18 protein-coding genes are annotated in these 20,902 nt (G+C 52.9%); 13 read left to right on the plus strand and 5 right to left on the minus strand.

Features of this window, described 5'->3' with window-relative positions; all coding sequences use genetic code 11:
* Positions 1-65: 65 nt before the first annotated feature.
* Positions 66-1,022, minus strand: a complete 957-nt coding sequence (locus GE278_15720) for an aldo/keto reductase (protein ID QLK62131.1) — start codon at positions 1,020-1,022, stop codon at positions 66-68.
* 270 nt (positions 1,023-1,292) lie between these two features.
* On the opposite strand from GE278_15720, the gene GE278_15725 reads away from it, so the two are divergent.
* From GE278_15725 to GE278_15770, 10 genes are all read left to right on the plus strand, one after another.
* Entirely contained in the window at positions 1,293-2,765 is a 1,473-nt protein-coding gene (locus GE278_15725; protein ID QLK62132.1) for an MFS transporter, read from the plus strand.
* The gene (gene baeS, locus GE278_15730; protein QLK62133.1) at positions 2,762-4,147 is read left to right on the plus strand and encodes a two-component system sensor histidine kinase BaeS; all 1,386 of its coding nucleotides are present in this window, start codon (positions 2,762-2,764) and stop codon (positions 4,145-4,147) included. The genes GE278_15725 and baeS overlap by 4 nt, the downstream gene beginning before the upstream one ends.
* The gene (gene baeR, locus GE278_15735; protein ID QLK62134.1) at positions 4,147-4,866 is read left to right on the plus strand and encodes a two-component system response regulator BaeR; all 720 of its coding nucleotides are present in this window, start codon (positions 4,147-4,149) and stop codon (positions 4,864-4,866) included. The genes baeS and baeR overlap by 1 nt, the downstream gene beginning before the upstream one ends.
* 165 nt (positions 4,867-5,031) lie before the next feature.
* Entirely contained in the window at positions 5,032-5,379 is a 348-nt protein-coding gene (locus GE278_15740; protein ID QLK62135.1) for a DUF1508 domain-containing protein, read from the plus strand.
* A 185-nt stretch (positions 5,380-5,564) separates the two neighbouring features.
* Positions 5,565-6,950, plus strand: a complete 1,386-nt coding sequence (locus GE278_15745) for a tRNA 5-hydroxyuridine modification protein YegQ (GenBank protein QLK62136.1) — start codon at positions 5,565-5,567, stop codon at positions 6,948-6,950.
* Positions 6,951-7,321: 371 nt separating this feature from the next.
* Positions 7,322-8,209, plus strand: coding sequence for a lipid kinase YegS (gene yegS, locus GE278_15750; GenBank protein ID QLK62137.1), 888 nt, complete (start codon positions 7,322-7,324; stop codon positions 8,207-8,209).
* A gap of 194 nt (positions 8,210-8,403) precedes the next feature.
* Entirely contained in the window at positions 8,404-8,931 is a 528-nt protein-coding gene (locus GE278_15755; protein ID QLK62138.1) for a hypothetical protein, read from the plus strand.
* A gap of 318 nt (positions 8,932-9,249) precedes the next feature.
* Positions 9,250-10,464, plus strand: a complete 1,215-nt coding sequence (locus tag GE278_15760; protein ID QLK62139.1) for a D-galactonate dehydratase family protein — start codon at positions 9,250-9,252, stop codon at positions 10,462-10,464.
* Between the two features lie 11 nt (positions 10,465-10,475).
* Positions 10,476-11,489 (plus strand): Zn-dependent oxidoreductase, encoded by a 1,014-nt coding sequence (locus tag GE278_15765; protein QLK62140.1) that lies wholly within the window; start codon positions 10,476-10,478, stop codon positions 11,487-11,489.
* A 129-nt stretch (positions 11,490-11,618) separates the two neighbouring features.
* On the plus strand, positions 11,619-12,911 hold the full coding sequence (locus tag GE278_15770) for an MFS transporter (protein ID QLK62141.1): 1,293 nt from the start codon (positions 11,619-11,621) through the stop codon (positions 12,909-12,911).
* A gap of 67 nt (positions 12,912-12,978) precedes the next feature.
* Here GE278_15770 and GE278_15775 read toward each other — a convergent pair whose 3' ends face one another.
* Together GE278_15775 and GE278_15780 are read right to left on the minus strand one after the other, a co-directional pair.
* The gene (locus GE278_15775) at positions 12,979-14,955 is read right to left on the minus strand and encodes a glycoside hydrolase family 127 protein (GenBank protein QLK62142.1); all 1,977 of its coding nucleotides are present in this window, start codon (positions 14,953-14,955) and stop codon (positions 12,979-12,981) included.
* Positions 14,956-14,981: 26 nt separating this feature from the next.
* Positions 14,982-16,391 carry an MFS transporter gene (locus tag GE278_15780; protein ID QLK62143.1) on the minus strand — a complete coding sequence of 470 codons (1,410 nt, stop codon included), beginning with the start codon at positions 16,389-16,391 and terminating at the stop codon, positions 14,982-14,984.
* A gap of 273 nt (positions 16,392-16,664) precedes the next feature.
* Between GE278_15780 and GE278_15785 the strand changes: the two genes are divergently transcribed.
* From GE278_15785 to GE278_15795, 3 genes are all read left to right on the plus strand, one after another.
* On the plus strand, positions 16,665-17,501 hold the full coding sequence (locus GE278_15785; protein QLK62144.1) for a helix-turn-helix domain-containing protein: 837 nt from the start codon (positions 16,665-16,667) through the stop codon (positions 17,499-17,501).
* 112 nt (positions 17,502-17,613) lie between these two features.
* The gene (locus GE278_15790) at positions 17,614-18,300 is read left to right on the plus strand and encodes an FCD domain-containing protein (GenBank protein ID QLK62145.1); all 687 of its coding nucleotides are present in this window, start codon (positions 17,614-17,616) and stop codon (positions 18,298-18,300) included.
* A gap of 122 nt (positions 18,301-18,422) precedes the next feature.
* On the plus strand, positions 18,423-19,271 hold the full coding sequence (locus GE278_15795) for a hypothetical protein (GenBank protein ID QLK62146.1): 849 nt from the start codon (positions 18,423-18,425) through the stop codon (positions 19,269-19,271).
* A gap of 17 nt (positions 19,272-19,288) precedes the next feature.
* On the opposite strand, the gene thiD is transcribed toward GE278_15795, so the two are convergent.
* Positions 19,289-20,089, minus strand: coding sequence for a bifunctional hydroxymethylpyrimidine kinase/phosphomethylpyrimidine kinase (gene thiD / locus GE278_15800; GenBank protein QLK62147.1), 801 nt, complete (start codon positions 20,087-20,089; stop codon positions 19,289-19,291).
* Positions 20,086-20,895 (minus strand): hydroxyethylthiazole kinase, encoded by an 810-nt coding sequence (gene thiM / locus GE278_15805; protein ID QLK62148.1) that lies wholly within the window; start codon positions 20,893-20,895, stop codon positions 20,086-20,088. Before thiM ends, thiD begins: the two co-directional genes overlap by 4 nt.
* Positions 20,896-20,902 lie beyond the last annotated feature (7 nt).

The raw sequence follows: 20,902 nt of genomic DNA on the forward strand, positions 1-20,902 counted from the left end.
ACACTTCAGCACTAAATAAAAAACCGCCTGATTTCTCATGGCGGTTTTTTATTTTCCAAACGACGTTATTCCCAGGCGCTGGCGTCATTCAGGGTCTGAATATCAGCGTCATCCAGTTTCAGCGTCACGGCTTGCGCCAGTTCATTGAGCTGTTGCAAAGAGGTCGCACTGACAATCGGAGAAGTGATGCTCGGACGGGCAATCTGCCATGCTAACGCCACCTGCCCCGGCTGTACGCCGTGCTTTTCAGCTACCTGATCCAGCCCTTTCAGCACTTTCAAACCGCGTTCGTCGAGATAACGCTCAATCACACTTTCGCCACGCTTACTTTTGCTGGCATCAGCCTTAGTCCGGTATTTCCCGGTCAGGAAACCACTCGCCAGCCCATAAAAGTTGATGACACCAACGCCGTGTTCCGTGACGACTTTTTCCAGCGCTTCTTCATACACTTTGCGGTCATACAGGTTGTACAGCGGTTGCAGCGTTTCATAACGTGCCAGCCCGTTATCCTTGCTGACTGTCAGCGCTTCGGCCAGGCGCGACGCGCTGTAGTTCGAGGCCCCGATGGCGCGTACTTTACCTTCTTTGATCAACGCATCAAACGCGGCCAGCGATTCCGCCAGCGGGGTATCTGCATCGTCATCATGGGACTGATAGAGATCGATGTAATCCGTTTGCAGTCGTTTCAGCGACGCCTCCACCGCCTCTCTGATATAACGTGGCGACAGGCCGACTTTGCCTTCGCCCATCGGTTTACCCACTTTGGTCGCCAGAACAATCTGGTCGCGCTTTCCGGTTTTCTTCAGCCAGTTGCCGATAATTGTTTCAGATTCACCGCCCTGATTGCCATCGACCCAGCGGGAGTACACATCGGCGGTATCGATAAAATTCAGGTTATGATCCAGCAACGCATCGAGCAGACTGAAAGAGGCGGGCTGATCGACTGTCCAGCCAAACACATTGCCACCAAAAGTCAGCACTGGCACCTGAATACCTGAACGGCCTAATTCTCTTTTACTCATCACTCTCTCCCTTTAACGGTCAATTTACACATGCTTCGCGTGCGAACGGTTTGTGATTCAGGGTTAACCTTAGCATTTTGATATAAAATGAGTGGCTTAATGCCCGACCTTTTTGTCATAAGTAATTTCAAAAATGTTGAGAGGAATGAGAAGGACTCTCCTTATTTCCTCCATTTTCTGCCGGAGCATTCTGGCTACACTGTGAGTCTGGTCTGATGACGGATGACCGTCTGCAAGCCGCGACAATGATTGTGCTGATGCGATAACCCGATGAAATCTGAAAATACCGAGACTTTACCGCCCTGCGAACCACTGCCGCCTTCTGTGCGCTGGCAGTTGTGGATCGTCGCGTTTGGCTTTTTTATGCAGGCGCTGGATACCACCATCGTCAATACTGCGTTGCCATCGATGGCCCATAGCCTCGGTGAAAACCCTCTGCACATGCATTCGGTAGTGGTGGCTTATGTGCTGACCGTGGCGGTGATGCTGCCCGCCAGTGGCTGGCTGGCGGATAAAGTCGGCGTCAAATGGGTCTTCTTCTCGGCCATTGTACTGTTCACGTTGGGTTCCCTGCTTTGTGCTCAATCTGACAGCCTGCGTGAGCTGGTGATGTCCCGCGTGGTTCAGGGGATTGGCGGCGCGATGATGGTGCCGGTCGGGCGGCTGACGGTGCTGAAAATTGTACCGCGCAGTGAATATATGGCGGCCATGACCATGGTGACTTTGCCCGGTCAGGTCGGTCCGCTGCTCGGCCCGGCGCTCGGCGGTTTTCTGGTGGAGTACGCCAGCTGGCACTGGATTTTTTTGATCAACCTGCCGGTCGGCATTGCCGGTTGTATTGCCACATTAATGATCATGCCGAATTACAAAATGCAGACACGCCGCTTTGATATCAGCGGGTTTATCATGCTGGCGGTGTGTATGGCGACACTGACGCTGGCGCTGGACGGCAGCCGGGGGCTTGGACTGACGCCGCTGAAATTACTGCTGCTGGTCGTGGTTGGATTTGGCGCACTCGGCCTCTACTGGATGCATGCGCGCGGTAATCTATCCGCCCTGTTCTCCCTGCGCCTGTTTCATACGCCGACCTTTAAAATCGGCCTGACCGGCAGTTTTCTGGGTCGCATCGGCAGCGGTATGTTGCCGTTTATGACGCCGGTCTTTCTGCAACTCGGCATGGGCTTCACCCCCTTTCACGCCGGGCTGATGATGATCCCGATGGTGCTCGGGAGCATGGGAATGAAGCGCGTGGTGGTCCGGCTGGTCAATCAGCTCGGCTACCGTTCTGCGCTGGTAACCGCCACGCTGTTGCTGGCACTGATTACATTTATCTTCCCGCTGGTGGCGATTTATGGCGCTGTGTGGATGATCCCGATTGTGCTGTTCTTCCAGGGGATGGTGAATTCGCTGCGCTTCTCGTCGATGAATACCCTGACGCTGAAAGACTTGCCGCCGCGCCTTGCCAGCAGCGGCAACAGTTTGCTGTCGATGATCATGCAGCTGTCGATGAGTCTGGGCGTCAGCGTCGCAGGTATCCTCATCGGCGTGTTTGCGCAACAGCAGGTGAACGTCGGCAGCGGCGCGATGCATACCGCGTTTCTGTACTGCTATATGGCGATGGCGGTGATTATCGCCCTGCCCGCCTGGGTCTTTTCGCGCGTGCCGGCGGATGCCCAGAAAAATGCCCTTATTGACCGTCGTCGCGCTGCGGCCAGCTCTCCCGATCCAATGAGAAAATCATGAAACTAGGAATTACCGTCAAACTGTTCATGGCCATCTTCTGCACCTGTGCGCTGGTGTTAATCACCATGAACTGGGGCGTGCGGATGAGCTTCGAGCGCGGCTTTATTGATTACATCCGCCAGAGTAACGAACAGCGCGTCGAGCTGCTGGCCGACACGTTGCAGGAACAATACAAACAGCACGGCAGCTGGGAGTTTTTAGAAACCAATGACCGTCTGATCTATCAGCTGATGCGTTCCTTTGAACAAAACAGCAGCCCGCGTATGCCGCCGCAGGGATGGCGCACAAAATTTTGGATCCTCGACAGTCACGATCGCCGGATTGGCGGATACGATCAGCCGGTGCCGCCTGATTTGCAGGGACCGCGCCGCGTGATGACCGTTAATGGCGTAGTAATCGGTTCGGTGATTTCGACCCCGGCTGAACGCCTGACGCGCGATGCCGACATCAACTTCGAGCGCCAGCAAAGCCGCACCAGCTGGATGATTGTCGCTTTTACTGCGCTACTGGCCGCCGCCGTCACCTGGCTGTTATCGCGCGGTATGCTCGCGCCGGTCAAACGGCTGGTCAAGGGCACCCATCAGCTGGCCGCCGGAGATTTCAGCACTCGCGTGGAAGTCGACAGCGAAGATGAACTGGGGAAACTGGCGCAGGATTTCAACCAGCTGGCGATGACGCTGGAAAAAAACGAGCAGATGCGGCGAGCGTTTATGGCCGATATCTCCCACGAGCTGCGCACCCCGTTGGCGGTACTGCGCGGTGAGCTGGAAGCCATGCAGGATGGCGTGCGTAAAATGACGCTTGGCTCACTGGAATCATTGCAGTCGGAAGTCTCAATCCTCACCAAGCTGGTGGATGATTTGCACCAGCTTTCCCTTTCCGATGCCGGTGCGCTGGCGTACCGTAAAGTCGACACCGACGTCGTACATCTGGTGCAGCTGGCGGAAGCCGGTTCACGCGATCGCTTCCACAGCAAGCAGTTAACGCTGACCAGCAAATTGCCGGAAAGCGCGCAGGTGTTCGGCGATCCGCAGCGCCTGTCGCAGCTTTTCAATAATTTGATGGAAAACAGCCTGCGCTATACTGATCCCCACGGCGGACTGGAAATTCTGGGAGAAATCCGCGAGAAATCGCTGATACTGACATTTCAGGACAGCGCGCCCGGTATCAGTGATGAACAGCTGATGCGCATTTTTGAGCGCTTTTATCGCACCGAAGGCTCGCGCAACCGCGCCAGCGGCGGCTCTGGTTTAGGTCTGGCGATTTGTCAGAATATCGTCGAAGCACACGGTGGGCAGATAAGCGCCAGCCACTCTCCCGCAGGCGGCGTGCGTATCACTGTCGTCCTGCCGCTTTCTGTTCCACATGGGTCGAGAATCTGATGAACGATTACGTAACAACCGGCTCCGCGCCGTTGAAAATTTTGATTGTAGAAGATGAGCCGAAACTCGCTCAGTTGCTGATCGATTACCTCGATGCGGCAGGTTATATCACCCAATGGCTGCCTGACGGCCACGACGTGGTCACACAGGTCAAAGCCAGCCCGCCCGCGATGATTTTGCTCGATCTGATGCTGCCGGGCAGCAGCGGCCTGTCGATCTGTCGTGATATCCGCCAGTTTTCTGACGTGCCGATCATGATGGTAACGGCAAAAACCGAAGAGATTGATCGCCTGCTGGGGCTCGAAATCGGGGCGGATGATTACATCTGTAAACCGTACAGCCCGCGTGAAGTGGTGGCGCGCGTCAAAGTGATCCTGCGCCGCTGCGTGCGCCCGGACGAAAGCATTACCAAAAACCACGGCCTGCATATCGATGAAGCACGCTTTCAGGCTTCGTTCCAGGGGCATGAACTTGAACTGACGCCGGCAGAATTCCGCCTGCTGAAAACCCTGTCGGTAAAGCCGGGCTACGTGTTTACCCGCGAAGTGCTGCTCAATAATCTCTACGATGACTACCGGGTGGTCACCGACCGCACCATCGACAGTCATATCAAAAACCTGCGCCGAAAGCTGGAGTCGCTGGACGGCGAGAAAGCCTTCATCCGCGCCGTCTACGGCGTCGGCTACCGCTGGGAAGCGGAGCCCTGCCACCTCGCCTGACGCGCTAGCCGTTCTTTCCGGGCCGACCGTTCAGTTTTGTAAAGTTGCTGAAAGTCTGTCGGCCAGTTCACATTTCATGCCATAACTTCCCCTTATCGCCGCGAAAGATTCTCCTTTAACTACACTTAGCTGTGGAAAATAACCCCCTTGCTGGAGATAACCTTTATGGCGACTGGTCACTATGATCTGAAAAAAGCGAAGAATGGACAGTTTCACTTTAACCTGAAGGCCGGGAACGGAGAGATTATTCTCACCAGTGAAATGTATGCCAGTAAAGCGTCGGCAGAAAATGGCATTACGTCTGTGCAAAATAACGCGCCACATGAAGAACAATACGAGATAAAACCGTCAAAAGACGGGCAATTTTATTTTGTGCTGAAAGCCAAAAATCATCAGGTGATTGGCGTCAGTGAAATGTACACCACCGAAAACGCGGCCAGAAAAGGCGTGCAGTCGGTGGTTAAAAATGGGGCAACGGCCGATATCCGCGATTCCACTCAGCAACCTGCCTGATCCCTTTGACTGAGGTTGTCGTATTCTTTGCGACAACCTCAGAAGCCAAAAATTGATCTGAACCCGTAAAACCCCAAATACCCACACTAACCGGCTGCTTTTACTCAACCCAGACGTTACAATTCTGGCCTTTCGTCGCCCCGCATCCGGGACGGCCCTGACTTGTGATCAGACTGAGATTGACTATGTTGACCCCCGATTCATTTGTTCCTGAACTGCTCTCCCCTGCCGGTTCGCTGAAAAATATGCGGTATGCCTTCGCTTACGGCGCAGATGCGGTGTACGCCGGACAACCCCGTTACAGCCTGCGCGTGCGTAATAACGAATTTAACCACCAGAATCTGGAAATAGGCATTAACGAAGCCCATGCCTTGGGTAAAAAATTCTACGTGGTGGTCAATATCGCGCCGCACAACGCCAAGCTGAAAACGTTTCTGCGTGATCTGCAACCGGTTATAGACATGGGGCCGGACGCACTGATCATGTCCGATCCGGGGCTTATCATGATGGTGCGCGAAGCATTCCCGCAGATGGATATTCATCTGTCAGTGCAGGCCAATGCGGTGAACTGGGCGACGGTGAAGTTCTGGAAGCAAATGGGGCTGACGCGGGTAATTTTGTCACGTGAATTGTCGCTCGAAGAGATCGCCGAAATCCGCGCCCAGGTGCCGGATATGGAACTCGAAATCTTCGTCCATGGCGCCCTATGCATGGCCTATTCCGGCCGCTGCCTGCTTTCCGGTTACATCAACAAACGTGACCCCAATCAGGGTACCTGCACCAACGCCTGCCGTTGGGAATACAAAGTACAGGAAGGCAAAGAGAACGATATCGGCAGCATTGTGCATCAGCACGAACCGATACCGGTGCAGCAGGTCGAGGCTGTCGAACCGACGCTGGGCATCGGCCAGCCGACGGACAAAGTGTTCATGCTGGAAGAAGCGCTGCGTCCGGGCGAATACATGAGTGCGTTCGAAGATGAACACGGCACCTACATTATGAATTCCAAAGATTTGCGCGCCATTCAGCATGTCGAGAGCCTCACAAAAATGGGCGTTCACTCACTGAAAATTGAAGGCCGCACCAAATCCTTCTACTACTGTGCGCGCACCGCGCAGGTGTATCGTCGCGCCATTGACGATGCCGTTGCCGGTAAACCTTTCGATCCAACCTTACTGACCACGCTCGAAGGCCTGGCACACCGAGGTTATACCGAAGGTTTCCTGCGCCGCCATACGCATGATGCCCAGCAGACGTACGAGTACGGTTTCTCAGTCAGCGACCGTCAGCAGTTTGTCGGTGAGTTCACCGGCAACCGTGTGGATGGCTGGGCTGAGATTGACGTAAAAAATAAATTCAGCGTCGGCGACAGCGTAGAAATGATGACGCCGCAGGGCAATATTCAGTTCCGGCTTGAAGCGCTGCGAAACAAGAAAGGTCAACCGACTGACGTCGCGCCTGGTAACGGTCACATTGTCTACGCCGCGCTGCCGGACGATATCAGTCTCGAGTTCGCCATCTTGTTGCGCAATCTGCAAGAAACTGACACGCGCAATCCGCACGCCAAATAGGCTTTTGTTGAAAATAAGAAACGGATCACATCTATTCCTTTTGGGGTTGGATAATATGCATTCGCAATTTACTTCGAATGCAAAATAAAGCAACGGACTACACTAGGAACCACCTCCTTGGCCGGCTCAATCTCCCTTGAGCTGGCTTTTCTTTTTGTAATCAACCCATTCAAATATTCCCTCGGTTAAAATAATCATTATTCATTTCTGTCTATTAATAAAAATAATGTTTCACAAAAACATAATAGTCTTATTGAATATATCTAACTCCAATGATTTTATTCATGCGGTGCTTTTTTCAATCATTTATCTGATAGCCAAGTATGAGCATTTTCATTTATGGTAGTTATGTATAAAGAAAAGGAGCATACATGACCACAGCATTGCTGATTTTGAATGGAAAAGGCGCAGGCAATGAGGAGTTGCGTGTGGCCGTCGGTGCGCTGCGCAAAGAAGGGGTGGAGCTGGCCGTCCGCGTCACCTGGGAATACGGCGATGCCGCACGCTATGTCTCAGAAGCCGTTACGCTTGGCTGTGACACCGTCATTGCCGGTGGTGGCGACGGCACCATCAATGAAATCGCCGGAGCCTTGGCTCAGCTTCAGGAGCCGCGCCCGGTTCTGGGTATTGTCCCGCTGGGAACGGCCAATGACTTTGCAACCGCTTGTAGTATTCCGCTTGCCCCGGAACAGGCGTTGCTGCTGGCGATAAAGGGCCGGGCAGAAGCGATCGATCTTGCCAGGGTGAATGATAAGCACTACTTCATCAATATGGCGACCGGCGGATTTGGTACGCGCATCACCACAGAAACGCCGGAAAAACTCAAAGCGGCGCTCGGCGGCGTCTCGTATTTTATCCACGGACTTTTACGTCTTGATACACTGAAGGCCGACCGCTGCGAAATCAAAGGCCCGGATTTCAGCTGGGAAGGCGATGCGCTGGTCATTGGCATCGGTAACGGTCGCCAGGCCGGTGGCGGACAGCAAATCTGTCCGGAAGCGCTAATCAATGATGGCCTGCTGCAACTGCGTCTGCTGACCTCCGAAGAGCTGCTGCCCTCATTCCTGCGCAGCCTGCTTAATAACGAAGAAAACAAAAATATCGTCTCGGCTCATCTCCCGTGGCTGGAAATCACCGCGCCGCATGATATGACCTTCAACCTCGATGGCGAACCACTGACCGGTAAACACTTCCGCATCGAAGTTCTGGCCGACATCATTGAGTGTCGCCTGCCACCTCATTGCGAGTTGCTGGGGTAGATTCCCAACCAGTTCATACGGCCCGCACCTCTGCGGGCTTTGTCATTTTGAGAGGTGAGTTCCTAAGATTTGCATCAGGTAATGCAATCCAAAATTATTTTGGAAGGCGTCGTCCTGAGTAAGAAAGTGCCAATTTCAAGTGTTAAAAAGCGGTGATATAAAAACGGCACCTATAAAAATCAAGCCTTCATCTTATGAAATATCATCAGGTTATAAATAGTTGTCATCTTTCTGATATTAGTTTTTACGATGTCCGCTTCGCGCTGCCACATGAAAAGATAAAAATTTTCCGTATTCTTTTCCTGCATTTTTCCAGTGCCGCTGAGGATAGTTTTCAGATAATGGCGAAAATAATCAGACAATCTTGTGAAGATGTTCATGGCCATATCATCACTTTCTATGACACCGCATGGGATGAAATCCCCTCTGATGAACGTAATGGCAAGACGGTATTCGATAAGTTGTTCCCTCAAAAAATCATATCGCGGGCGAACTATTTAAGATTTTTTGGTGGGTTAACGGATGCAATTGAGAAATTTATCAGGGATAAAAAACCTGAAATAATTTATTTCAACGCCTTCACTACATCACATCAAAAAGCGTATGATCGACTTTTAATTAGTTCAAAAAGCGAGCTAATTAAGTCGACTCACACAAATGGAAGAGGCCACTATGTTATTACAACGAAATACCACAAGACGCCCGACACAAAAGGATTTTGACCGTAACCGTGAAGAGAAACTAAAAACCCTTGAGATTTGCATGAGGCTCATCGAAAAACACGTAAAACGTGACTGACCTGCACTAAGCCTCCCAACCGGAGGCTTTTTTTAAGACATTCTGAGGTTAATTTCCGGCTCATCTAAACGCATTGTCTGCGTTTCCCCTTCGCCTTCCCCCTTATCTTTGGATAACTTTCACGCAACAAAGTGTGATCCTCTCCGGCAAAAACCAATATACATACTTGTATGGTAGTTGGCATCTGGCGTATTTATAGCCAAAGGAAATGCATCCAACTTTACTGCAGAAGGTCATAACCGATGAAAATCGTGAATGCTGAAGTCTTTGTTACTTGCCCAGGTCGCAATTTTGTTACGTTGAAAATCACCACTGACAGCGGTCTGACCGGCATCGGTGATGCCACGCTCAATGGCCGCGAGCTGCCTGTTGCCTCCTACCTTAAAGACCACGTCTGCCCGCAGCTTATCGGGCGCGATGCACACCAGATTGAGGATATCTGGCAGTTCTTCTACAAAGGGGCTTACTGGCGTCGCGGGCCGGTCACCATGTCAGCGATTTCGGCGGTGGACACGGCGTTGTGGGACATCAAAGCTAAAGCTGCCAATATGCCGTTATACCAACTGCTTGGCGGCGCATCACGTACCGGGGTAATGGTTTACTGTCACACCACCGGCCATTCGGTAGATGAAGTGCTGGATGATTACGCCAAACACAAAGAACTTGGCTTTAAGGCGATCCGCGCGCAGTGCGGTGTGCCGGGCATGAAAACCACTTATGGGATGTCGAAAGGCAAAGGACTGGCCTACGAACCGGCGACCAAAGGGAACTGGCCGGAAGAACAACTGTGGTCGACGGAGAAATACCTCGATTTCACGCCAAAGCTGTTTGAGGCCGTGCGTAATAAATTCGGTTTTGACGAACATCTTCTGCATGACATGCATCACCGCCTGACGCCTGTCGAAGCCGCGCGCTTCGGTAAAAGCATCGAAGACTATCGCCTGTTCTGGATGGAGGATCCGACTCCGGCGGAGAATCAGGAATGCTTCCGTTTGATCCGCCAGCATACCGTAACCCCAATTGCGGTCGGCGAAGTGTTCAATAGCATCTGGGATTGCAAACAACTCATCGAAGAACAGCTGATCGATTATATCCGTACCACCATCACCCATGCGGGCGGCATTACCGGTATGCGCCGGATCGCCGATTTTGCCTCTTTGTATCAGGTGCGCACCGGCTCGCACGGGCCATCGGATCTCTCGCCGGTGTGCATGGCGGCCGCCCTGCACTTCGACCTGTGGGTACCAAACTTTGGCGTGCAGGAATACATGGGCTATTCCGAGCAGATGCTGGAAGTCTTCCCACATAACTGGACGTTTGATAATGGTTATATGCATCCGGGCGAAAAACCGGGGCTGGGTATCGAGTTCGACGAAAAACTGGCAGCGAAATATCCGTATGAACCGGCGTATTTGCCGGTGGCCCGTCTGGAAGACGGTACTTTGTGGAACTGGTAAGGGAGCGAATAATGAACAGCGTCGTTATACAAGAACCGGGAAAACTGGTGATCGAGCAACGTGCCTTGCCGGTACCTGCCGCCGGTGAGGTACGAGTTCGGGTGAGTTATGCAGGGATCTGCGGCTCGGATGTCCACATTTATCACGGCCACAATCCTTTCGCAAAATATCCGCGCGTGATAGGCCATGAGTTCTTCGGCCATATCGACAGTGTCGGAGAAGGCGTCGAAACATCACGCATCGGCGAACGCGTGGTTATCGATCCGGTGGTCAGCTGCGGACACTGTTATCCCTGCTCCATCGGTCGCCCCAACGTCTGTACCCAGTTGCAGGTGATCGGCGTACACCGCGACGGCGGCTTCAGCGATTACGCCTGCGCACCGGCGAAAAATGCTTATGTTGTGCCCGCGGCGATCCCTGACAAACTCGCCAGTATGGTCGAACCCTTTACGATCGCGGCGAACATTACCGCGTTCTTAAAACCGACGCCGCAGGACACCGCGCTGGTTTACGGCGCAGGCCCGATGGGGCTGACGGTGATTCAGGTGCTGAAAGGTGTTTACGGTGTGAAAAAAGTGATTGTTACTGATCGCATCGAAGAACGGTTACAGATGGCGCAGGAAAGCGGCGCGGACTGGACCATCAACAATACTGAACGCAGCGTGGCTGACGTGCTCTCTGCGGAAGGTATTCTGCCGACGCTGATTGTCGATGCTGCCTGCCATCCGGCGATTTTGCAGGAGGCCATTTTGCTGGCGTCACCGGCGGCACGCATCGGCATGATGGGGTTCTCAGGCGAACCTAGCGCCTTCACGCAGCAAAGTATCACCAGTAAAGAAATTTCGTTGTTCTCATCGCGTCTGAACAGCCATCGTTTCCCGCAGGTGATTGAATGGATGGAGCAAGGGAAAATCGCGCCGGAAAAACTGGTGACGCACTGGATGCCCGCCGGTCAGGTGGAAGCCGCCCTGACGCTGTTTGAAAAGGATCAGCGTGCCTGCTGCAAAGTATTACTGACGTTCTGATGTTTCAAAATTTATAAGCTTTGGAAATTCAGGAAGGATGCACGCCATCCTTCCTGCCACTGAGTACCTGAGATTCAACCTACAAATAACGCAACACTATTAAAACGACACCAAGTGGAGCACTTACCTATGTTTAAGAATCTGCGCTGGATTATCGTATTCCTGCTGTTTATGGTGTACATGATCAATTACCTCGACCGCGTCGCGCTGTCGATTACTGTCCCGATGATTGAAAAAGAACTGACCATTAATCCCGAACAGTTCGGTCTGATATTTGGCAGTTTCTTCTTTGGTTACGCAATATTTAACTTCCTCGGCGGTTTAGCAGTAGATAAATTCGGCCCGACGATCGTTATGGGGTTAGCCGTCGGACTGTGGTCTTTATTCTGCGGGATGACAGCCATCGCAACCGGCTTTTATTCCATGCTTATTCTGCGGGTATTATTCGGTATGGCCGAAGGGCCGATATGCGCCTCGGCAAATAAGATGATTAACGGCTGGTTTCCGAAGAAACAGGCTGCCACTGCTATGGGGCTTCTCAGCGCCGGTTCGCCGCTCGGCGGCGCCGTGGCCGGGCCAATCGTCGGGTATCTGGCTATTTCATTTGGCTGGCGTCCGGCATTTATGGTCATTGCCGCGATAGGTATTGTATGGATGGCGGTGTGGTTCTTCACCGTGGCCGATAATCCGCTGAAAAGTAAACGCGTCTCCCCCGAAGAATTGCGCTTGGTGGATGCCATGAAAAATGAGCATTTAAGTGCAGAAGAAGATCTGGCGCAGGCGGCGCATGGTCTGGGTTACTATTTAAAACAGCCTATTATTCTGGTCACGGCTTTCGCCTTCTTCAGCTACAACTATATTTTATTCTTCTTCCTGAGCTGGTTCCCGGCGTATTTGGTTCAGGCACATGGACTAAATATTAAAGAAATGAGTTTAACTACCGTCATTCCATGGATCGTCGGCTTCGTCGGTCTGGCATTAGGCGGTTATATTTCCGATAAGATCTTTAATATTACCGGCCGCCTATTACTGTCGCGTAAAATTATCCTGGTGGTCAGCTTGTTAGCCGCAGCAGTCTGCGTCGCGCTCGCCGGTATCGTGACCAGCGTGGTGCCCGCAGTAGTGCTGATGTCAGTTTCTATTTTCTTCCTGTACACCACAGGAGCAATTTACTGGGCGATTATTCAGGATGTCGTGCATAAATCCCGTGTCGGTGGCACCAGCGGATTCATTCATCTGGTCGGCAGCGTCTCCGGAATTATCGGACCGGTCGTCACTGGCTTTATCGTGCAGAATACTGGCCGTTTCGACAGCGCCTTTATGCTCGCAGGCGGCGTCGCGGCGCTGGGCGCCATTCTCGTATTTTTTGTAATTAAGCCCCCAAAGCATTCAGTCGAAACAAAACTCTCTCATAACTCATAACTCGAATATAAAAATGACAATCCCGGCCACCTGCGCCGGGTTTGCTTTTATCGGAACGCCTATTTTTCTACACTTCATCGATCCAAACACGCATTTCCCCTTCCACGCGGTTTGCCCAGGTAAAGTACGGCACGAAGGTCATCGTTTGCGGTACGCGCTCTTCGAGGGGTGGATTGAAGCGGTAAAGCGGCTGCTCACCGGCCTGAGCCGATACACGCCGTTCCCCGTGAGTTTGCAGCAGCGTTTTACCGGCAAACAGTCCGCTTCCGGCGATCAACCGGAAATGCGCGCCGTTTGGCAGCCGGAGGTTGTGCAGTTCACTGCCGTTATCAGCCTGTTCGAGACAATACACCAGCGGGCCGCGCTGAATGGCCACCTTTCCGGCGACATGGCGCAGCAACGCATTCCCCTTCACACGCGTCACCGGCATCGGTAATGTCATTTCAATGCGATCGCCCTGCTGCCATTCCTGCGTCAGCCGCAAATAGCCGCGTCGGGTCAGGCTGGCCAGCTCCAGAGGTTTGCCATTCAGCATCACCTGCGGGCTGGCGCACCAGTCCGGTAAACGCAGCGCCAGTGTGGCTTCCAGCGGCTCATCGGTACTGACCTCAATCAGCACCCGTTCGGCCCACGGATAGCCGCCGGACTGTTTAAGCCGTAGCGGTTTACCATTGACCGTCGCTTCCACATCGCTGCCGATATACAGATTGATGTCCACGCCGTCCGGTCTCTGGGTATAAATATAATGCCCCAGAGATGCCAGCAACCGCGCGATATTCGGCGGGCAGCAGGCGCAGCCGAACCAGCGCTGACGCACAGGTTTGACGTGATCGTAAATATGGTTGAACGGAATACTTTTCGGATGCACTTCCAGTGGATTGACGTAGAAGAAATGTTTGCCATCAAGCGCCATACCGGCCAGCACGGTGTTGTAAAGCGCGCGCTCCATTACGTCGCTGTAACGACTGTCGGCCTCCATCTGCAGCATGCGGTTAGCAAACATCATCAGACCGATCGAGGCACAAGTTTCGGTATACGCCGTGTCGTTCGGTAAATCGTAATCTGATGAAAACGCTTCGCCGCTGCTTTGCGAGCCAATCGATCCGGTGATATACATCTGCCGTTGGGTCATGTTTTCCCACAGCTGCTGGCAGACTTCACGTTTTTCCTGATCCTGACTCAGCCGCGCCAGATGCGCCACACCGGCGTACAGATACACAAATCGCACCGCGTGGCCGATAGCCGTAGTCTGTAACGCTATCGGCAAATGCGCCTGACTGTAGGCTTTGTCTTTCACCATCCACGCAGGGCCGTAAGTATTCCAGTGTGACGTTTTACCGCGTTTTTCGTATTCAATATCGTAGAAATGCGGCTCTGCACCACGTTGTTCAACGAAGAAACGCGTTAGTTCGAGATAACGGGTTTCACCGGTAGCTTCATATAAACGCATCAGCGCCAGTTCGATTTCCGGATGACCGGGATAACCGTGCAACTGCTGCTCACCGGGGCCAAACACCTGTGCAATGTGGTCCGCCAGCTTGCACACAATATCCAGCAAACGGGTTTTGCCAGTCGCCTGTGTATACGCGACACCCGCTTCGATCAAGTGCCCGGCACAGTAAAGCTCGTGGCACTCTGCCAGATTCGTCCAGCGCTGCTGCGGTTCTTTGACAGTGAAATAGGTATTGAGATAACCATCAGGTTGTTGCACCGCGCCGACCAGATCAATGACCGCATCAGCGGTTTTTTCCAGTTCAGCATCCGGCGTTTTTGCCAGCAAATACCCGACCGCCTCCAGCCATTTAGCAACATCGCTGTCTTGAAACACCATGCCATAGAACTCCCCTTCACTCTGCCCGGCGGCAATTCTGAAATTCTCTATCGCATGGCTCGGCTCGGCGTCTGTCACATCATCATTCAGCGCTTTCCACTGATACGGCACTACCACATCCTTCACCAGGCGCTGGTATTCCAGCCAGAACGCATCGGAAATATTCACTTTTTGCAACGGTACTTCTAAAGAGTCAACCGGAGAAAATGACATACAACCTCCTGAAATAATGAACGTAATTAAATTTTGGCTGCCAGATCATGCGACATCTGCGTCAGCAATTTGTTATCGAGCTTGCAGAACATCAGTGTCCCCGCCAGCAGCAGATGCATCGCCGCAGGCAGCAGCGTTTCAAGCAACGTGATGCCGCCGAGCGAGGTCGGTGTCTGGTGGTCTGCACCGGCCTGATAAGAAACCAGGATGAATACCAGGCTGATGATCCCGGCACTTGACGCCCAGGCCAGCTTGATGAAGAACAAATTGAAGGCGAAGTTCATGCCCGAAGAACGGATACCGTTTTTCCAGTGCCCGTAGTCGTCGGCGAACGCCATGATGGAAAAGTGCAGCGGCAGCGTGAATCCGAGGATCACGCAATGCACAAAAATTATACCCAGCCACAGCGTCTGGAATGGTTCCCCCACCGGCACAAACCACAGCAGCAGGGAAAAGACCGCCAGCACCAGATTGGTGATCATGTAGAGACGGACGCTGTCGATCATTTTGGTCAGCTGATTGACGATCACCGCCCCCAGAATCGATGCCAGCGTCACCATACCGAAGAACATCGAGGCGTATCCCGCTGTGCCTTTCAGCACATAAGTGATGAAATACATGTAGCCGCCGCCGCGCAGATTGAACACGTTGATCAGCAGGAAGGACATCAGCAATATCAGCAGCAGTTGATCGTTTTTCAGCATCCCGCGAATGTGCTGACGAATACTGAACTGGCCGAGCAACGCCAGCGGCAGGCGTTCACGAACCGTAAAGAAGCACCACAGGAACATCACCACAGCGATGGCGCACAACAAACCCACGCCCTGCTGATACCCGAGCGCTGCATCGCCTTTGCCGAAAATCTGCACCAGCCACGGCAAACCGACGGAGACCATAAAGCCTGCCACGCCGCACAACACAAAGCGCCATGACTGGCAGGAAATCACCTCGCGATGATCGGTGGTCATGGTGTTGATCAGCGCGCAATACGGCACGTTAATTGCGGTGTAAGAAACTGAGAGCAGAAAATAGGTGAAAAAGGCGTATGCAATTTTGGCGTCACCGCTGACACCTGGCACGGTGAACGTCAGAAAACCGACCACGCCGATCGGCAGCGCGATCCACAACTGCCACGGACGAAAACGTCCCCAGCGGCTTTGTGTACGGTCGGCCAGAATGCCCATCAACGGATCGGAAATTGCATCAATGACGCGCAGGGAAATAAATAATGTGCCGACAATCGCCGGCGTCAGGCCGAATACATCGGTATAAAAAAAGGTCAGGAAGCTGGTGATCAGGCAGGTAATGATCGTGCCACCGGCATCCCCTAATCCATAACCTATTTTCTCACTGACAGAAAGTTTAGCGTTCGCAGAAATTATTCCCTCCGCGCCTTTCACCAGTACTGAGCCGGTATTTAGAGAATCTGTTGGCATTTTATTTTCTCGCTTTTATATGTGTATAAATAAGCCGTCAGGAATACAGTGATATAAAGATTCTGCTTTATATCAGCCCGTTTTTTATAGGGTACACATTTAATCTGGCACGGGAGTCAGACGCCAACAAGAGGAGGATAAAGTAGTTAAACGGGACAATTCCGACTCACACATAAAATCTGTGAAGCAGATCAAAACGTCTTCCGGCAATACGGGCAGCTACTGCGCCCTGTGCTACAGTCATGCTTCACCTGCTGCCAGAGTGCCTTATAAATGACTGATGTGTTTTCATTTTCTGTGAATTACCCGGTTAACGTGCAAAACGGCGGGTTGTTTATTTCACGTGGAATCGGCACACATCCGACACGCAGGCTCAACTCGCATGAACTGATTTATGTAGTAAGTGGCGGCCTGTCATTGCAGGAAGAAAATACGCGCTTTGATCTGCGTGAGGGGGAAAGTTTGCTTTTATTCCCCGGCAGGGAACATAAAGGGTTAACGACGTTTGACCCTGAATTAAAATTTTACTGGCTGCACTTCGATATTGAGAGCAACCGCACGTTAATTGATTCACGGCAAAATAATCCCTCTTTACAGCTGAATATTCCACAGCATTGCAAAGTCAGGGATCGTGAAACACTTTTAACGTTATTCAGACTATTTTTATATGAGCAGGAAAGAGATGGACATTCGCTGGCGCTGTATCTGATTTTACTATTGCAGGAAGTCGCCCGCGCGTGGCCAGAAAATGTGGAACCCGGCGGGCCGGGCGTTGCACTGGCGTACAAGGCGCGGCAACTCATCACCACCCAGTTTCATCTGCCGCTGGGGGCTTCGGCGCTGGCGGAAAGGCTGCACTGCAATGCTGATTATCTCGGACGCGTGTTTCGTCTGACGTTTCAGATGACCCTGACCGACGCACTGAATAAACACCGTGTCGCCGCTGCCGAGAAACTGCTGCTGGCCAATACCGGTAACGTCGCCGATGTCGCACGGCTTACCGGTTTTAACGATGCAGCCTATTTCCGTCGGGTGTTTCGCAAGCTGCTGGGCATCACCCCGGCAGCCTATAAAAAGCTTTACTGCCGCGAGCATATCAATTCGGATTAGTTTGTATGGAATATCCCAAATCTCTGTCGAATCCTTGCGCTAACAATCTCAAAATCCTGAGAAAACTCATGTTAGTATTGTGAACTCCCGACTCTGAAGACAACTTTTGCCCATGACAGACGCCTTTGAATTTCTCAGTAATGTGCCGGTGAATCAGCAGATTTACCGCACCTTGCGTCAGGACATCGTCACCTGTGCCATTGCGCCGGGGGCATTCCTGTCGGAGAAAGAGATTTCCACACGCTTTAACGTGTCTCGCCAGCCGGTTCGCGAAGCCTTTATCAAGCTGGCCGAAGCCGGACTGGTTCAGGTCTTACCGCAGCGCGGTACGTATGTGATGAAGATTTCATCCAAGCGCGTCGCCGATGGCCGTTTCATCCGCGAAGCCGTTGAGACCGCCGTGGTTCGTCGTGCTGCTATGGTCGCCACTGAGAAAGATCTGGCGCTGCTGGAACACAATCTTGAGCGTCAGCGGCTTGCGGCAAAAAGCCAGCAAACGCAGGAGTTTCTGCTGCTCGATGATGATTTCCACCGCACGATTGCGCAGATCATCGACTGTCGTCTGGCCTGGGAAACCGTTGAACACATTAAAGCGACCATGGATCGCGTGCGGTTCCTCACACTCAGCAAAGTCTCCCCGCCGGAAAACCTTATCGCGCAACACTATGCCATTTTCGACGCTCTGAAAGCGCATGACCCGGACGCTGCTGAAAAAGCCATCCGCATTCATTTGCAGGAAATGATTTCTACCATCACGCCGATTGCTGAGCAAAACAGCGACTGGTTTGATGCTGAGTAAAAGGCATTATCCCGACTCATTCTGCCCTGAAATTCTTTTAGGTTAATTTTGCGGGTTAACCCTAAAATTTGTATGACAACTTCAGGTAAGCTGTAAACCACATCGATACCGTGGAAATTTTTATGTCTGCTACTGCCGCCCTGAAGAAAAGCTTTTACAGTGCCGAAGAGTCACTGTCCCTCGCCCAGCTGGATGAAGAAAAAATCAGCCAGATCGCCCGCGATCTCGACGTGGCGGAAAGTGAGAAAGAACATTACCTCACCGGATGGATGGGCCAGAACAGCGTGGTACTGGTGCGTAATTATCAGGACAAACGCGGTACCGCGAACGGACTGGTAATGTCTCGCGGTAATCGTTACAAGCTGACCATCCAGGCCATTACTTTTCGTATCCCCAAAATTCTGCTGTGGGTCACTTTCCGCCGTACACCGCGCACTATGACAGTGGTCGCCTATAACAAGCTGGGCGAACAGGCCAGCGGTCTGCAACAATTTATGCACGTGCAGGATCCCGAACTGAAAGAGCGGCTGGAAAATGACTGGCGCGAGCTGAATGATTATCTTGGTATGGCCTGCTGGCAGATGGACAATAACCGTCCTATGTGGCGACTGCTGCATGAAGAGATCACACCACAGTCGCTGTGGATGCTGGCAGATTCGCCATGGTTTGACGGCAAAAAATTACAAAATGATGGCGATCTGGAAGGTCTGTGGCTGAACGAACAGTTTATTGGCCGTCGCAGTGGTGAGCATGCTGCACTGGTTCTGTCCTGGAAGGATGAAGAGAATCAGGACATCGCCAGCTATCTCTATGAAAGGATGTCAGCCAATAAAATCCGCGTGATGCTGCGCCCGCGTAAAGACGAGAAATTCTATCCGCTTAATCCGTTCGACGCCGTGCATTTACAACGGGCGCTGGCGATGTTTCATCAGGCTGAGCAGGCGCTAGGAGAAACTCAACGCCGTGCCTGATCTATTTCAATAACGCCCTACCACCAGCGATGAAAATGATGCACCGGGCCGATGCCGTGGCCGACTTCCAAAGAATCGGCCTGCATCAGTGCCTGTTGCAGATACGCCTTGGCTTCGCGCACGGTATCCGCCCAGTTGTTATGACGCGGGCGCAGTGCTGCCAGCGCAGCAGACAACGTGCAGCCGGTTCCGTGAGTGTGGCGGGTATTGACACGCGGCGCGGTAAAACGCTCACGGGAACTCGCCATAAACAGCCAGTCAGGACTTTCTTCATCACTCAGATGGCCGCCCTTCATCAACACCGCGCCACAGCCCATTGCCAGTAAGGCTTCACCCTGCTCACGCATTTCCACTTCGCTGGTCGCTATCGCACATTCGAGCAACGCTGCGGCTTCTGGCAGGTTAGGCGTTATGATCGACACCTGCGGGATCAGCAACTGGCGTACCGCATCGACCGCTTCCGGCAGTAATAATGGATCGCCACTTTTCGCCAGCATGACGGTATCGAGCACCACAAACGGCGGCTGATAATGCCGAAGCCGCTCCGCGACCGCTTCCACAATTTGGCTGTTTGCCAGCATACCGATTTTCGTGCTGTCGATGCGGACGTCGCTGAGCACCGAATCCAGTTGCGCCGCCACAAATCCCGGGTCGATATTATAAACCGACTGAACACCGCGAGTGTTTTGTGCCACCAGTGCGGTGATCGCGCTGGTGCCGTAAGCACCGAGCGCGGAGAACGTTTTGAGATCGGCCTGGATCCCGGCACCGCCGCTCGGATCAGTGCCTGCAATGGTCAGCGCATTAATTCGCTTCATAGCCGCGCCTCCCCGGTTAACCACTCTGCGTTCATTAAGTACAAATTATCGAGGAACTCTGGCGTAAAGCTGCCCGGCCCTTTCACCGTTACGCAGGCGCGTTCACCGGCACAGGACATAACACGACAGGCTGCCGCGACGTTATCCAGCCGGTCGCCCGGCAACGAAATGAAAGCAGCCACCACCGCCGACAGCGCACAGCCGGTACCGACCACGCGGGTCATCATAGGATGGCCGCCCGGTACCGACCAACAGCGATCGCCGTCGGTCACATAATCTTTCTCACCGGTGACAGCGACAATCGCACCGGTTTCACGCGCCAGCTGCCGGGCCGCGGGCAAGGCAGAAAGAGAGTCATCACCGCTGTCAACACCGCGGCCAGACGCATTCAGACCGCTGAGTGCGCGGATTTCAGAGGCGTTGCCGCGAATGGCAGAGGGATTGAGTTTGATGATGTCGAGACAAAATTCGGTGCGCCAGTGCAGGCCACCAACGGCCACCGGATCCAGCACCCAGGGTTTTCCGGCCTGATTCGCCGCCTGAATAGCCGCCAGCATTGCATTGGCGTGAGGATGCGTCAGCGTACCGACGTTGACCAGTAAGGCATCAGCAATGGCGCTAAACTGCGCCGCTTCGGCAGGATCAACCACCATCGCCGGAGACGCACCCAGCGCTAACAAAACATTGGCAGTAAAAGATTGCACCACGTCGTTGGTCAGGCAATGGACCAGCGGTGATGAATGGCGGAGTTGTTGCAAAGAACCGGCGGCAATCGCACCGGGAAATACGGAAGGTCGGACGTTCATAAGTCTC

This window comes from Enterobacteriaceae bacterium Kacie_13 (genome assembly GCA_013457415.1).
GTDB lineage: Bacteria > Pseudomonadota > Gammaproteobacteria > Enterobacterales > Enterobacteriaceae > Rahnella.